Source organism: Neisseria flava (assembly GCF_982712965.1).
Map to the genome: position 1 here is coordinate 1 of NZ_CEXQBZ010000026.1, position 13,634 is coordinate 13,634.

The 13,634-nt window shown below is 55.5% G+C and carries 11 protein-coding genes and 2 pseudogenes; 8 read left to right on the plus strand and 5 right to left on the minus strand.

The window, feature by feature from the left end; translation table 11 throughout:
* The coding region (locus AC5M9B_RS02015; RefSeq protein ID WP_487648164.1) for a hypothetical protein at positions 1-252 on the plus strand (252 nt) is incomplete at its 5' end.
* 804 nt (positions 253-1,056) lie between these two features.
* Here AC5M9B_RS02015 and AC5M9B_RS02020 read toward each other — a convergent pair.
* From AC5M9B_RS02020 to tsaB, 3 genes are read right to left on the minus strand one after another with little or no spacing between them, the layout of a single operon-like run.
* Positions 1,057-1,896 carry a uracil-DNA glycosylase family protein gene (locus AC5M9B_RS02020; protein ID WP_285045080.1) on the minus strand — a complete coding sequence of 280 codons (840 nt, stop codon included), beginning with the start codon at positions 1,894-1,896 and terminating at the stop codon, positions 1,057-1,059.
* Positions 1,890-2,333: a ribosomal protein S18-alanine N-acetyltransferase gene (rimI, locus tag AC5M9B_RS02025; RefSeq protein ID WP_487648165.1), complete on the minus strand. Its 444-nt coding sequence runs from the start codon at positions 2,331-2,333 to the stop codon at positions 1,890-1,892. The genes AC5M9B_RS02020 and rimI overlap by 7 nt, the downstream gene beginning before the upstream one ends.
* Complete coding sequence (tsaB, locus tag AC5M9B_RS02030; protein WP_049226910.1) at positions 2,330-3,007, minus strand: tRNA (adenosine(37)-N6)-threonylcarbamoyltransferase complex dimerization subunit type 1 TsaB; 678 nt, start codon at positions 3,005-3,007, stop codon at positions 2,330-2,332. The genes rimI and tsaB overlap by 4 nt, the downstream gene beginning before the upstream one ends.
* A 191-nt stretch (positions 3,008-3,198) precedes the next feature.
* On the opposite strand from tsaB, the gene gluQRS reads away from it, so the two are divergent.
* Together gluQRS and AC5M9B_RS02040 are read left to right on the plus strand one after the other, a co-directional pair.
* Positions 3,199-4,104, plus strand: a complete 906-nt coding sequence (gene gluQRS, locus AC5M9B_RS02035; protein WP_308905732.1) for a tRNA glutamyl-Q(34) synthetase GluQRS — start codon at positions 3,199-3,201, stop codon at positions 4,102-4,104.
* Positions 4,105-4,288: 184 nt separating this feature from the next.
* Positions 4,289-5,017 (plus strand): LytR/AlgR family response regulator transcription factor, encoded by a 729-nt coding sequence (locus tag AC5M9B_RS02040; RefSeq protein WP_039407778.1) that lies wholly within the window; start codon positions 4,289-4,291, stop codon positions 5,015-5,017.
* Between the two features lie 187 nt (positions 5,018-5,204).
* On the opposite strand, the pseudogene AC5M9B_RS02045 reads toward AC5M9B_RS02040, so the two are convergent.
* Both AC5M9B_RS02045 and fba read right to left on the minus strand, forming a co-directional pair.
* Positions 5,205-5,998 (minus strand): annotated as a pseudogene (locus tag AC5M9B_RS02045) (IS5 family transposase).
* 326 nt (positions 5,999-6,324) lie between these two features.
* Complete coding sequence (fba, locus tag AC5M9B_RS02050) at positions 6,325-7,389, minus strand: class II fructose-bisphosphate aldolase (protein WP_487648166.1); 1,065 nt, start codon at positions 7,387-7,389, stop codon at positions 6,325-6,327.
* A gap of 211 nt (positions 7,390-7,600) precedes the next feature.
* Between fba and AC5M9B_RS02055 the strand changes: the two genes are divergently transcribed.
* From AC5M9B_RS02055 to AC5M9B_RS02075, 5 genes and pseudogenes are all read left to right on the plus strand, one after another.
* Complete coding sequence (locus AC5M9B_RS02055) at positions 7,601-8,029, plus strand: acyl-CoA thioesterase (protein ID WP_146736608.1); 429 nt, start codon at positions 7,601-7,603, stop codon at positions 8,027-8,029.
* 3 nt (positions 8,030-8,032) lie between these two features.
* The gene (xerC, locus tag AC5M9B_RS02060) at positions 8,033-8,932 is read left to right on the plus strand and encodes a tyrosine recombinase XerC (protein ID WP_146736607.1); all 900 of its coding nucleotides are present in this window, start codon (positions 8,033-8,035) and stop codon (positions 8,930-8,932) included.
* Positions 8,933-8,957: 25 nt separating this feature from the next.
* Positions 8,958-10,358 (plus strand): L-serine ammonia-lyase, encoded by a 1,401-nt coding sequence (locus tag AC5M9B_RS02065; RefSeq protein ID WP_146736606.1) that lies wholly within the window; start codon positions 8,958-8,960, stop codon positions 10,356-10,358.
* A gap of 218 nt (positions 10,359-10,576) precedes the next feature.
* Positions 10,577-12,967 carry a DNA topoisomerase (ATP-hydrolyzing) subunit B gene (gene gyrB, locus AC5M9B_RS02070; RefSeq protein WP_146736605.1) on the plus strand — a complete coding sequence of 797 codons (2,391 nt, stop codon included), beginning with the start codon at positions 10,577-10,579 and terminating at the stop codon, positions 12,965-12,967.
* Between the two features lie 409 nt (positions 12,968-13,376).
* A pseudogene (locus AC5M9B_RS02075) lies at positions 13,377-13,562 on the plus strand (RpiB/LacA/LacB family sugar-phosphate isomerase); the annotation flags it as partial.
* Positions 13,563-13,634 lie beyond the last annotated feature (72 nt).

Here is a 13,634-nt window from a genome sequence, read left to right on the forward strand (position 1 = left end):
CCGAAAACGGTATCCAAACGTCTTGATTTGAGTTTTTGTATTTTTGCCCGACGGGGTGAAAAATACAGTTGCTACATGTCGGTTTTAAAGTTTGTGCCGCCCACAGGTAGGGTGCGTGGCGTAGCCATGCACGCAGTTAGTAGAGATTCAGGCTACGGTTTACTGCGCCACATCAATGGAAACACGATCAAAAAGAACGGTATTTCCAACAGTGTTCAACTGGTAGCGTGGGCTATGCCCGCGAAAATATAAAAGGTCGTCTGAAACCTGTACACAGGCTTTCAGACGACCTTTGCTTTCCAAAAACAAACCGTGGGCAGAGCCCACGCTACGGTTGGGTCAACGCATCCACCATCTTTAAAACTCCTCCTCTGAAAATACAAAAATATCTCAACTTATTATTGCAAAGGCCTCAGGTTTTCAGACGACGCTTGAGGTCGTCTGAAAGTTTGAAACAATGGTATGGTTTGAGACGGCAAAAAACGCGTGCGTGCGTACCGCACACACCCTACACCTCGGTTTTAAAGTTTGTGCTACCCACAGGTAGGGTGTGTGGCGTAGCCACGCACGCGGTTAGTAGAGATTCAGGCTACGGCTTACTCCCCATGCCGTCATTCCCGCGCAGGCGGAAATCCATTTTTGAATCTCAGCAACCGTTTTGCAAACATTTGATCTCAGACTTACAGCGTAGCGTGGGCTTTGCCCGCGGATGAAGATAGCGAAAAACACCCTTTAGAGCAGGCTCTATATTTTCGCCACCACCTACAAAGACAAGGTTTTCAGACGATCTTTGTGATGTAAATAACGCGGTTATCTTTACACCAATGCGTTGTCAAACCCTGTCCGTGGACAAAGCCCACGCTACGGCCGGCTGTTTTGCAAACACCCGTTGCATAGGGTTTCCAGTGGATTCCCGCCTGCGCGGGAATGACGGAATTGTAATCTTTACCATCATCTCGGCGCGTGTGTTGTCCGCAAACGCCTTCGCTGAAAAAATGCAAAAAGGTCGTCTGAAACCCTATTCCCAAGCTTCAGACGACCTTTGTTCCATTCGACCTACAACACAGCCGCCGCTTTCTTCAACACCTGCCAGGCATATGCCTTCAGGCGCGGTTGGCGCAGCAGGCGGGCGGGGTGCGGGATGGTGAAATACGGTATGCCGCCACACAATTCGTCCATGACCGCCATCATTTCTTTCTGTTCGAAAACCTGACCTAAAAACAATACCGCACGGGCTTGGGACGATTCCAATTCATGCTTCAGTGCAGGCAATTCGGAGTGGATTTGCGCTTCCGAAGGATGCGGGCTGAACACCGGGGCGGCTTTCACCCAACTGGTTTTGTGCGCCTGCTGCGGGCTGAGTCGGATGGCGGCGAGCATATTGTCCAGCAGGATGCCGGTTTCGCCGTGGAACAATTCGCTGTGCAGCGTATCTTCGGTCGACGGGCAGATGCTGACCACCATCAGGTGCGCGGTTTTGACTGTGGCGGACAGGCGCGGGAGGTCGTCTGAATGGTGCGGGGCGGCAGGCAAATCTGCCGTGTTTCGGATGCTGCGGGCTTGTTTGTCCGCAGGCGTTTCCTGCTTGGGTTTCGTGTCGGGCTGACGGGCCGCTTCGACAGCCGCGGTTTGCGGAGATGGCATTTCGCGCTCGGGTACGTCCTGTTGGTTTCCGCCGTGTACGGCCGCCATTGCCGACAGACGCGCCTGATGCGCCCCTGCCGACAGGGTGCGTTCCTGACGGGGGATGGTCGTCTGAACCGACGCTGCCGCGGGTTTGGGCATACCGGCTTTGGGAGCGGTCAAAGCAGCGGGAACGGTTTTTGCCTCGCGCTTGAGCCACATCGGCCCCAGTCCCAAGGCTTCGTGCAAATGGAGGTAACGGCTGCTTAACATGGTTTTTCCATCAAAATTGCGTCTTCATATCCGCCCTCGAGCAGGGGGTAATAATTTTTCCGCCGGCCTGTTTCGATAAAACCGTATTTGCGGTAGAGGCCGATGGCGGCGGCATTGCCTGCGCGGACTTCCAACAACAGGCGAGATACGCCTTGGCTTGAGGTCGTCTGAAACCAATATGCCAAAAGTTTTGAGGCGATGCCTTGTCGGCGGCACGCCGGGGCGGCGGCAATCAGGTGCAACTCGGACTCGCCGCAGATTTCGCGCCAGACGGCAAAACCGCAGATTTCGCCTCCACATTCGCAGACGCAAACGGTATCTGCAGGATTTGCCACCGCTTCGAGAAACTGCCGTTCCGACCAAGGTGAGGGATTGCCCGCCGCATCGATTGCGGTCAGTGCGGCACAGTCATCAGAGCTTGCACAGCGGATGTTCATGGTTTCGCCTTCCTTTGCGCCTGCTCTTTCGCCGTCAGGGCGATTTTGTCGCGGACGTATAACAATTCGGCATGCGCGGCGTCTGCCGCCGGATAACGCCCGCTCAGTGCCAGCTCGAGAAAATAGGCGGCAGTCGGCATGGACGGTATGCCGTCGAAAGGCGGCTTGTCAGCCAAAGCAAAGGCGTTGCCCACACCCGCTCCGAAGGTTTGCCCTTGCGGCAAAACGATTTCCGAAGCCTTGCCGACATGATAATCGCCCAAACGCGTATGGGATTGCGTATCAAACCACGCATAAAACACTTCGCCCATACGCGCATCGGTCGCCGCCAATACGCAAGGGCAGTCGGGAACCAAATAAGCCGCCGCGTCCAGACTCGGCACGCCGATAACGGGCGTGTCGAAAGGGGTTGCCAAACCCTGCACGACACCCGCCCCGATACGCAATCCGGTGAACGCGCCCGGCCCTTGCGCATAAACGATGCCGCCCAAATCCGACGCGCCTATGCCCGCCTGTTCGAACAACACGCGAATCTGCGGCAGGATGAGTTCTGACTGGCGCGTACCGACGTTTTCATGATACAGGCGCACCTCTCCGTCCGCACGCAAAGCGAGTGAAAGAAAAGACGTACCGGTATCGACGGCAAGGATGGGACGTGAAGTATCAATGAGCATGGAATCTGTCCGTAATGTGTTGAAACGGCATTATAACATTGCCCGCAGAAGCAGTTGCTTGGTATAGTTTGCCCGTTTTCAGACGACCTTTCCCCAAAGGTCGTCTGAAAACCCTGCCGCAACGCAGTTAAAACGGACACGAAAAGTCCCGCCCAAACCGATTTCCAACAACCTGCTCCAATCCCAAAACCATGACGGCACCCCTACTAACCGACTATATCGGACGCTTCGCCCCCAGCCCCACCGGCCTGCTCCACATCGGCTCGCTGCTGACCGCGCTTGCATCCTACGCCGATGCACGCGCAAACCGGGGCAAATGGCTGGTCCGCATGGAAGACCTCGACCCGCCGCGCGAAATGCCCGGTGCCGCCGCGCATATCCTGCACACGCTCGAAGCCTTCGGTTTCGAATGGGACGGCGAAGTCGTTTGGCAGAGCCGCCGCCATTCGCTGTACAGGGACGCCTTGGGTCGTCTGAAAGAAAAAGGCCTGCTCTATCCCTGCTATTGCAGCCGCAAAGACTGGCAGGCGGCCGCCGCCCAAGGTGCCGACGGATTCGTTTACAACGGACGCTGCCTCCGACCCGAAGACCGCCCGCACACCGACAAACCGCCCGCATGGCGCATCCGCGTCAACGACGAAACCATCGGTTTTGACGACGGTATAGTCGGACATTACGCCCAAAACCTAGCCCGCGACATCGGCGACTTCGTCCTCTTGCGCGCCGACGGATTTTGGGCGTACCAGCTTGCCGTCGTCGCCGACGATGCCGACCAAGGCATCACACACATCGTGCGCGGGCAAGACCTGCTCGTTTCCACCCCGCGCCAAATCTACCTGCAACGCTGTCTCGGCTTCGCTACTCCGCATTACGCCCATCTCCCGCTTTTGGTCAACAAACACGGGCAGAAATGGTCGAAGCAGACGCTTGCCCCCGCCTTGGACGAAAACCATAAAGAACAATTACTCCGCCAAGTCCTGCAATACCTCAACCTTCCGCCCGCACCCGAAGTTTCCCGCCCACAGGCGCTTTTATCTTGGGCGATAGAACACTGGCAGCCGCATAAAATACCGATACATGATATAGTTACGGAGTAGATTGGCGAGATTGCAACAAATTACTCGAGATATTATTCGAATGTAATTATTTTTTTACATAACCCGCACATTAATACTTCATATTTACTATAATCGCCGTAACCAAATGCATAACGGGAAGACGGCCATCCGTGCCGACTTTTTACCCGACCGTCAAACTTAAAAATAACAAAAGAAAATCATTATGTTAAGTGTCATTATTGTTGAAGACGAAGTGCTCGCCGCAGAACGCCTGCGCATCTTGCTGGAAGAGTGCAACGTCGTCATCCTCAACGTATTCCACCACGCTCAGCCCGCTTTGGACTGGTTGAGTATGCACGAAGTCGATATCGTATTTGCCGACATCGGACTGCCCGAAATTACCGGACTCGAGCTGGTCGAACGCATCAAGCGTGTCGCCAAACGCCAGCCCGAAATCATCTTCACCACCGCCTACGAAGAACACGCCTTACGCGCCTTCGAACTGGCGGCGGCCGACTACCTGCTCAAACCCATCCGCTCAACCCGCCTACAGGCGGCATTGGACCGGGTCAGCGAAAAATACCGCGAAAAAGCCGACGACTTTACCCATTTCCAAGTCTTCAGCCGCGACCGCATGATCGAAATCCCGTGGCAGCAGGCGCGTTATCTGATGGCGGAACACAAAACCGTCTTTCTGGTTACCGGCGACAGACAAAGCTACGAACTGCCCAAAACCTTGGTCTACTGGGAAGAATTGTTGGGCGAAAAAATCATCCGTCTCCACCGCAACGCCCTCGCCTTCCGCCACACATTAGACTACCTGATACGGTTGGACGACGACGATGACAGCGATTCCGCCTGGGGCGCGCAGATATTGGACATCCCCAAACCCCTGCCCGTCAGCCGCCGCCAGCTTTCCGCCATCCGCAAAATCCTCAAAAGCAAGGTGTAGATTTGCCGATAAAGCCCGAACCCTGCCTTTCATACGCAGGGTTTTGTTTTTCGGGTTCAACCTGCTGTTCATCAGGTGCATTAAAGTAAAAAAAATCGCAAGCCAAAATGAAAACAGGACATTTGTCAGCCACCTTTGCCGACTGCGCAGGAATGACGGCATTATCAGATCATCCTTTAGAGCGTGTTCATAGTCTTCGTAGCAGGACTCCCAAGAAAGCCAAAGCTACCATTTGCAGACTGGTACTCAACTTACGCTCGCAGTTTTTCCAAAGCCGCCTGTTCTTTTCCAACTAGGAAAAGCTGCGCTCTACTACCCATCGCTTCGGCAATACTGCAAAACGGTGCAATTCGTTTCGTTTGGCAATCTCTACCTCCGCACCAATCAACTCCTGTACCGACGAAGCAAATGCCTTTACCCGTGTAACCACCGTCAGCAAGGATTTTTTGTATCGCACCAAGATTATCCCGCCCACGTTCCAATGCCACCAGGCAGCCTTTTCTATCCGTAACATCCGCCGTCGTTACCGCAAGGGCATGCGGCAAACCTTGCGTGTCAACCGCTATATGTCGCTTGATACCGCTAACCTTCTTGCCCGCATCGTAGCCTTTTTCCATGGCGGTATCCGTGTTCTTCACACTCTGCGCATCAATAATCAGGAAAGTAGTTGCTTCATAGCGCCCCTGCTTGCGGCGCTCCGCAACTACCTGATTTTTTTAATGCTTCCTCAAGGATGCTGATGTCACTCTCGCGTGGTTCGGTCCATCTCTGGAAGTAGGAATGCACGGTGCGCCATTTGGGGAAGTCGCCCGGCAAAGCGCGCCAGGAGCAGCCAGTGTGTTGCAGGTAGAGAATGGCACAAAAGACATCGTACAAGTCCACCTGGCGTGGCGCTGTGCGTTTACGGGCACTTTCCAGCAGGGGAAGGAGGGGCGCAAATTGCTCGCGACTGATATCGCTTGGGTAGGTTTTTCTGTTCATGCCGATAGTTTACAGCAGAGGCTGAGACAATGAACACGTTCTTAGGACTTGGCGACAAATAATCGCCGCCCGTCATCGAATCCCACGCTAGTCAGGGAATAGGAAAAGTTCGCCTCTTCGGCAAACAAGGTCGTCTGAAAACAAACGCCGCAGGTTGTGTTCAACCTGAAGCCGTTTTCAGACGACCTTTTGTCTGGTTTGGAAAGTCGGCGGGTTGAATTTAAATCAGGACTGGCAGTGCCGTGCCGTATGGATTTGAACTTAACCCATACCCTTCAAAACAAAACAGGCGGCTTGGATGGCCGCCCGTTGGATTGTCCCGTTGTTTATTTGATGATTTGGTTCAGCTCGCCTTTGGCGTAGCGGTTTGCCATTTTTTCAAGGGAAACGGGTTTGATTTTGCCTGCCTGCCCTTCGCAGCCGAATGCGAGGTAACGGTCGAGACAGATTTGTTTCATGGCTTCGACGGTTTTGCTCAGGTATTTGCGCGGGTCGAATTCGGACGGGTTTTCTGCCATGAAGCGGCGGATGGCGCCGGTGGAGGCGAGGCGCAGGTCGGTGTCGATATTGACTTTGCGCACGCCGTGTTTGATGCCTTCGACGATTTCTTCTACGGGTACGCCGTAGGTTTCGCCGATTTTGCCGCCGTATTCGTTGATGACTTTCAGCCATTCTTGCGGAACGGAGCTGGAGCCGTGCATGACGATGTGGGTGTTGGGCAGGGCTTGGTGGATTTCTTTGATGCGGTCGATGCGCAATACGTCGCCGGTGGGCGGACGGGTGAATTTGTATGCGCCGTGGCTGGTGCCGACGGCGATGGCGAGCGCGTCCACGCCGGTGTCTTTAACAAAGCGCACGGCATCTTCGACGCTGGTCAGCATTTGGTCGTGGGTCAGTTTGCCGACTGCGCCTACGCCGTCTTCTTCGCCTGCTTCGCCGGTTTCGAGGTTGCCCAATACGCCGATTTCGCCTTCGACGGATACGCCGCAGGCGTGGGAGAAGTTAACGACGGTACGGGTGACGTCGACGTTGTATTCGTAGGTGGACGGGGTTTTGCCGTCTTCCATCAGCGAGCCGTCCATCATGACGGAGGAGAAGCCCAGTTGGATGGAGCGTTGGCACACGTCGGGCGATGCACCGTGGTCTTGGTGCATGACGACGGGGATGTGTGGGAATTCTTCGACGGCCGCCAGAATCAGGTGGCGTAAAAACGGCGCGCCTGCATATTTGCGCGCGCCGGCGGATGCTTGAACGATAACGGGGGCGTTGACTTGGTCTGCGGCTTCCATGATGGCGCGCATTTGTTCGAGGTTGTTGACGTTGAATGCGGGCAGGCCGTAGCTGTTTTCGGCGGCATGGTCGAGCAGTTGGCGCATGGATACGAGTGCCATTTAAATCTCCTTGGTAAGGTAGCGGGATGGTGATGTGGGAAATTATAATGTTTTTCTTATTAAAAAACTACACAGGGCTACATCAGTTTTATATATTAATGAGATTTTGGGCGGCTGCGGCGGGCAAACGGTGCGGTCGGCATTTATCTGACATGGTTTATAATAACGGTTTGTTTTTGGGGTCGTCTGAAACGGCGGCGGGAGGTGTGTGATGGCTAAGTTGGCAGTGGCGGATGTGGATGCGGTGTTGTTTCAGACGACTTTGCGCGTGCAGGTGGGCGATGTGAATTACGGCGGCCATCTGGCGAACGATGCCGTTTTGCGCTTGTGCCATGAAGTGCGGATGCGTTGGCTGGCGGGTTTGGGCTGGAGCGAAACGGACGCGGGCGGCGCGGGGCTGATTATGGCGGACGCGGCGGTGCAATATTTGGCACAAGGTTTTTACGGCGATGAATTGTCGGCGGAAATGGGCGTCGAGGACATCGGCAAGGGCGGGTTTGCGCTGCTGTTCCGCCTGACGCGCATCGCGGACGGCAAGGTGCTGGCGCGGACGCGCACGGGCATGGTGTGTTTCGATTATGCGCGCCAAAAGGTTTGCCGGTTGCCTGAGGCTTTGAAAACCGTGTTGGAGGTCGTCTGAAAAATGTTGGCGCGCGATTTCGGGCTGTCTTTGGACGGCTATTTGAAAATGTTGGGGCAACAGGGCAAGTCGGCGCACACGCTGTCTGCCTACGGGCGCGATTTGACCGAACTTGTGCGGCTTTTGACGGAAGGGTCGTCTGAAACGGCGCAGGATTTGACGCGGCGCGATTTTGTGGCGGCGTTGAAACGGCTGTCGCAACAAGGCTTGAGCGAACGGACGCTGGCGCGCAAATTGTCGGCGTGGCGGCAATATTGCGGCTGGCTCGTGCAGTCGGGCATGATGGACAACGACCCGACCTTCAACCTGAAAGCCCCGCGCCTGCCCGAACGCCTGCCCAAAGCCCTGCCGCAGGAAGAGTTAAACCATATGCTCGACAGTGCGCCCGTTGATGACGGTTTGGCGGTGCGCGACCATGCCTTGTTTGAACTGATGTACGGCAGCGGCCTGCGCCTGAGCGAGATACACGGCTTGGATTTGGGCGATGTGTTGCTGGACGAAGGCTGGGTGAGCGTAACCGGTAAAGGCAGGAAAGAGCGGCAAGTCCCGCTGTCGGGCAAAAGCGTCGAAGCCTTGCGCGCCTATCTGTCCGAACGCGTAGCGGCAGACGGCGAAGCCGCGCTCTTTACCGGCAAAAACGGCACGCGACTCGGGCAGCGACAAATCCAAAAACGCCTTCAGGCATGGGCGGTGCAGCAGGGCAGCGGGCAACACATTTCCCCGCACATGATGCGCCACAGCTACGCCAGCCACCTTTTGCAATCCTCACGCGACATCCGCGCCGTGCAAGAACTGTTGGGACACAGCAACCTCTCGACCACGCAGATTTACACCAAACTGGATTTCGACCATCTGGCCAAGGTTTACGACGAGGGGCATCCGCGGGCGAAACGGAAAAAGTAATTCAATAAAATCAACGGAAAACATCATGATCAGCATTTTCGACATTTTCAAAATCGGCATCGGCCCTTCCAGCTCCCACACTGTCGGCCCCATGAAAGCCGCCGCCGCCTTTTCAGACGACCTCAAACAATCAGGACTGGACGCGCAAACCGAGCGCATCGTCATCGACATTTACGGCTCGCTGGCACTGACAGGACGCGGACACGGCACATTCGACGCCCTCTTGCTCGGCTTGGAAGGCAGCCTGCCGCACGACATCCCCCTCGCCGACATCCCCGACCGTCTCGAACGCATCCGCACGCAACACATCCTCCGCCTCAACGGACGCGAAATCCGCTTCAACCCCGACCGCGACCTGAATATACGCGGCGACCAAGTGTTGCCCAAACACCCGAACGGACTGAATTTCACCGCCTACGGCAAAGACGGCGGCAAACTCAAAGAACAAATTTACTACTCCGTCGGCGGCGGTTTTATCGTTACCGATCAAGAGTTTGACCAACAAGCCGAACAAACGCGCCCAGTCCCCTACCCTTACACCAGCTGCGCCGAACTGCTCGCCCAATGCCGCATGAACCAGCTCGACATCTCCGAAGCCGTGTTGGCAAACGAAGCCGCGCTTGCCGGTTGCAGCGAAGCCGAAATCCGCCGCCGCGTCGCCGGCGTTGCCGACGTTATGGAAGGCTGCATCAAACGCGGGCTGGCGGCAGACGGCGAACTGCCCGGCGGCTTGAACGTCCGCCGCCGCGCCCCGCAGCTTGCCGCCAAACTCAAAGCCCTGCGCGAAACCGAAATCGTCAACACCCAACTCTGGCCCATGGTTTACGCCATGGCGGTCAACGAAGAAAACGCCGCAGGCGGACGCGTTGTTACCGCCCCGACCAACGGCGCCGCGGGCATCATCCCCGCCGTCCTGCACTACTTCCGCAAGTTCAACCCGCACGCCACACAAGAGCGCGTCGAAAACTTCCTGCTCACCGCAGGCGCCATCGGCATCCTCTACAAAACCAACGCCTCCATCTCCGGCGCGGACGTCGGTTGCCAAGGCGAAGTTGGTGTCGCCTGCTCCATGGCGGCGGGCGCATACGCCGAAGTCATCGGCGGCACGCCCAAACAAGTGGAAAACGCCGCAGAAATGGCGATGGAACACCATTTGGGGCTGACCTGCGACCCCGTAGGCGGACTGGTGCAAATCCCCTGCATCGAACGCAACGGCATCGCCGCCGAAAAAGCCCTCAAACTCGGCACCCTCGCCCTGCTGGAAGACGGCACGGACAAAAAAGTCTCGCTCGACGAAGTCATCCAAACCATGCTGCAAACAGGGCGCGACATGAAGTCCACCTACAAAGAAACCTCGCTTGCCGGACTCGCCATCACCCTACAGAAAAAAGCCGTCCCCGTATCCGTCCGCGTTGTGGAATGTTGAAAACGGAAAAAATATGAAAAAGGTCGTCTGAAACCGAGTACAAACAGGTTTCAGACGACCTTTCCGCCCACCCGAAACGCTGAATTTTCCAGCAAAATCAGGTATAATAACGGTCTATTTCCGTCCGTCGGACAGCTTGACCGTCCGGGTGGCGCGTTCAACTGTCGTTCAGACGACCTCAGCAGAAATTCTTTTAAAAAATCTTACAGATAAAGACCATGACTGACCAAAAACACGAAGAATACGGCGCCGACAGCATACAAGTGCTGGAAGGCTTGGAAGCGGTACGCAAACGCCCCGGTATGTATATCGGCGACACGCAGGACGGCAGCGGCCTGCACCACATGGTGTTCGAAGTATTGGATAACGCCATCGACGAAGCACTGGCGGGACATTGCGACAAAATCACCGTAACCATCCATGCCGACAATTCCGTCAGCGTGGCCGACAACGGGCGCGGTATGCCCACCGGCATCCACCCGAAAGAAGGACGCTCCGCCGCCGAAGTCATCATGACCGTATTGCACGCGGGCGGCAAGTTCGACAACAACAGCTACAAAATCTCCGGCGGCCTGCACGGCGTGGGTGTGTCCGTCGTCAACGCGTTGTCCGACTGGGTCACGCTGACCATCTACCGCGACGGCAAAGAACACTTCGTCCGCTTCGTGCGCGGCGAAACCGAAGAGCCGTTGAAAGTTGTCGGCGATTCCGACAAAAAAGGCACGACCGTGCGCTTCCTCGCCAGCGCGGAAACCTTCGGCAACGTCGAATACAGCTTCGACATCCTCGCCAAACGCATCCGCGAACTTTCCTTCCTGAACAACGGCGTGGACATCGAATTGATCGACGAGCGCGACGGCAAACACGAAAGCTTCGCCCTTTCCGGCGGCGTGGCCGGGTTCGTGCAATACATGAACCGCAAAAAAACGCCGTTGCACGAAAAAATCTTCTACGCGTTTGGCGAGAAAGACGGCATGAGTGTCGAATGCGCGATGCAATGGAACGACAGCTATCAGGAAAGCGTACAGTGCTTCACCAACAACATCCCGCAGCGCGACGGCGGTACGCACCTGACCGCACTGCGCCAAGTGATGACGCGCACCATCAACAGCTACATCGAAGCCAACGAAGTCGCCAAAAAAGCCAAAGTTGAAACCGCCGGCGACGATATGCGCGAAGGTTTGACCTGCGTGTTGTCCGTCAAACTGCCCGACCCCAAATTCTCATCGCAAACCAAAGACAAACTGGTTTCCAGCGAAATCGGCCCCGTCGTCAACGAAGTCATCAACCAAGCACTGACCGACTTCCTCGAAGAAAATCCGAACGAAGCCAAAATCATCACCAGCAAAATCGTCGATGCCGCCCGCGCGCGCGAAGCTGCGCGCAAAGCCCGCGAAATCACCCGCCGCAAAGGCGTGATGGACGGCTTGGGGCTACCCGGCAAACTCGCCGACTGCCAAGAAAAAGACCCTGCCTTGTCAGAGCTTTACCTGGTCGAGGGCGATTCCGCAGGCGGTTCTGCCAAACAAGGCCGCGACCGTAAATTCCAAGCCATTTTGCCGCTCAAAGGCAAAATCTTGAACGTCGAAAAAGCCCGTTTTGAAAAAATGCTCGCCAGCCAAGAGGTCGCCACCCTGATTACCGCGCTGGGCGCAGGCATCGGCAAAGAAGAGTTCAACCCCGAAAAACTGCGTTACCACCGCATCATCATCATGACCGATGCCGACGTGGACGGTGCGCACATCCGCACCTTGCTCCTGACCTTCTTCTACCGCCAAATGCCCGAGCTGGTCGAACGCGGCTATATCTACATCGCCCAGCCGCCGCTCTACAAAGCCAAATACGGCAAGCAGGAGCGTTACCTCAAAGATGAGCTTGAAAAAGACCAATGGCTGCTCGGCCTCGCTTTGGAAAAAGCCAAAATCGTTTCAGACGGCCGCACCATCGAAGGTGCAGAGCTTGCCGACACCGCCAAACAATTCCTGTTGGCGAAAACCGTTATCGAACAGGAAAGCCGCTTCGTGGACGAACTCGTCCTGCGTGCCATGCTGCACGCGTCGCCCATCGATTTGACGTCGTCTGAAAACGCCGATAAAGCCGTTGCCGAACTTTCCGATCTGCTCGACGAAAAAGAAGTCGCCCTCGAACGCATCGAAGGACACGAAGGCAACCGCTTCATCAAAATCACCCGCAAGCTGCACGGCAACGTCATGGTCAGCTACATCGAACCCAAGTTCCTCAACAGCAAAGCCTACCAAACCCTCACCCAAACCGCCGCCGCGCTCAAAGGCTTGGTCGGCGAGGGCGCCAAGCTTTATAAAGGCGAGAACGAGTACGACGTGGACAGCTTTGAAACCGCGCTGAACATCCTGCTCCAAAACGCCCAAAAAGGCATGTCCATCCAGCGATACAAAGGTTTGGGCGAGATGAACCCCGAACAGCTTTGGGAAACCACGATGGACCCCGCCGTGCGCCGTTTGTTGAAAGTGCGCATCGAAGACGCCATCGCCGCCGACGAAGTGTTCGTTACCCTGATGGGCGATGAAGTCGAACCGCGCCGCGCCTTCATCGAAAACAATGCCTTGATTGCGCAAAATATCGACGCTTGATAGGGGGTGAAACATGAAAAGGTCGTTTGAAAATGGGGATTTCCGGTTTTCAGACGACCTTTTTTGATTGGTGGGAACCAAGACAGATAAAACAAATACGGCAGATTCATTTATTTTTTGATACGACACCTGCCGTCATTCCCTGTGCGGACAAGAAATAACGGCAATAAGCATTTCAGATGACCTTCAATCAGGTTTGGCTGCAATACCGTAGGGGCAAATCAAGACCCAACGAATTCTTTTCGCCCCAATACCTTGTCGGGTTTACCAACCCGCCCTGCTCCACCCGTAAGCCGAAAATTCCTGCCCGACCCCCCCCCCAACAAAAAACAAACCCTGTTGCAATATCATAAATTACGGTAAATTCGCAAAGGAAACCCCTTACCTTCCAACCATCAAGGAGTAAGCCATGCGTTTGATTATTGCCGCCCCCGCCAACGGGACAACATTAAAAAACGCGCTCAAGGCGCATTTGCAAAACGATCCGCGAGTTGACAGCCTAACCGATTTATCCTCACCGGATAGCACCTATCCGCAGCTTTCATTTGCTGCGGCGCAGGAGGTAGCGGCAGGGAGAGCCGACCGCGCTATTTTATAGTCAATTAAAAACAAAATAGTACAATACTCAACTTTGAAGGTTTAACCATGGCATACTCTGCGGACTTAA

Coding starts and splice junctions, on each gene's coding strand:
- AC5M9B_RS02020 (WP_285045080.1), bottom strand. CDS start 1,896: ATGTTAAGCAGCCGTTACCTCCATTTGCACGAAGCCTTGGGACTGGGG.
- rimI (WP_487648165.1), bottom strand. CDS start 2,333: ATGAACATCCGCTGTGCAAGCTCTGATGACTGTGCCGCACTGACCGCA.
- tsaB (WP_049226910.1), bottom strand. CDS start 3,007: ATGCTCATTGATACTTCACGTCCCATCCTTGCCGTCGATACCGGTACG.
- gluQRS (WP_308905732.1), top strand. CDS start 3,199: ATGACGGCACCCCTACTAACCGACTATATCGGACGCTTCGCCCCCAGC.
- AC5M9B_RS02040 (WP_039407778.1), top strand. CDS start 4,289: ATGTTAAGTGTCATTATTGTTGAAGACGAAGTGCTCGCCGCAGAACGC.
- fba (WP_487648166.1), bottom strand. CDS start 7,389: ATGGCACTCGTATCCATGCGCCAACTGCTCGACCATGCCGCCGAAAAC.
- AC5M9B_RS02055 (WP_146736608.1), top strand. CDS start 7,601: ATGGCTAAGTTGGCAGTGGCGGATGTGGATGCGGTGTTGTTTCAGACG.
- xerC (WP_146736607.1), top strand. CDS start 8,033: ATGTTGGCGCGCGATTTCGGGCTGTCTTTGGACGGCTATTTGAAAATG.
- AC5M9B_RS02065 (WP_146736606.1), top strand. CDS start 8,958: ATGATCAGCATTTTCGACATTTTCAAAATCGGCATCGGCCCTTCCAGC.
- gyrB (WP_146736605.1), top strand. CDS start 10,577: ATGACTGACCAAAAACACGAAGAATACGGCGCCGACAGCATACAAGTG.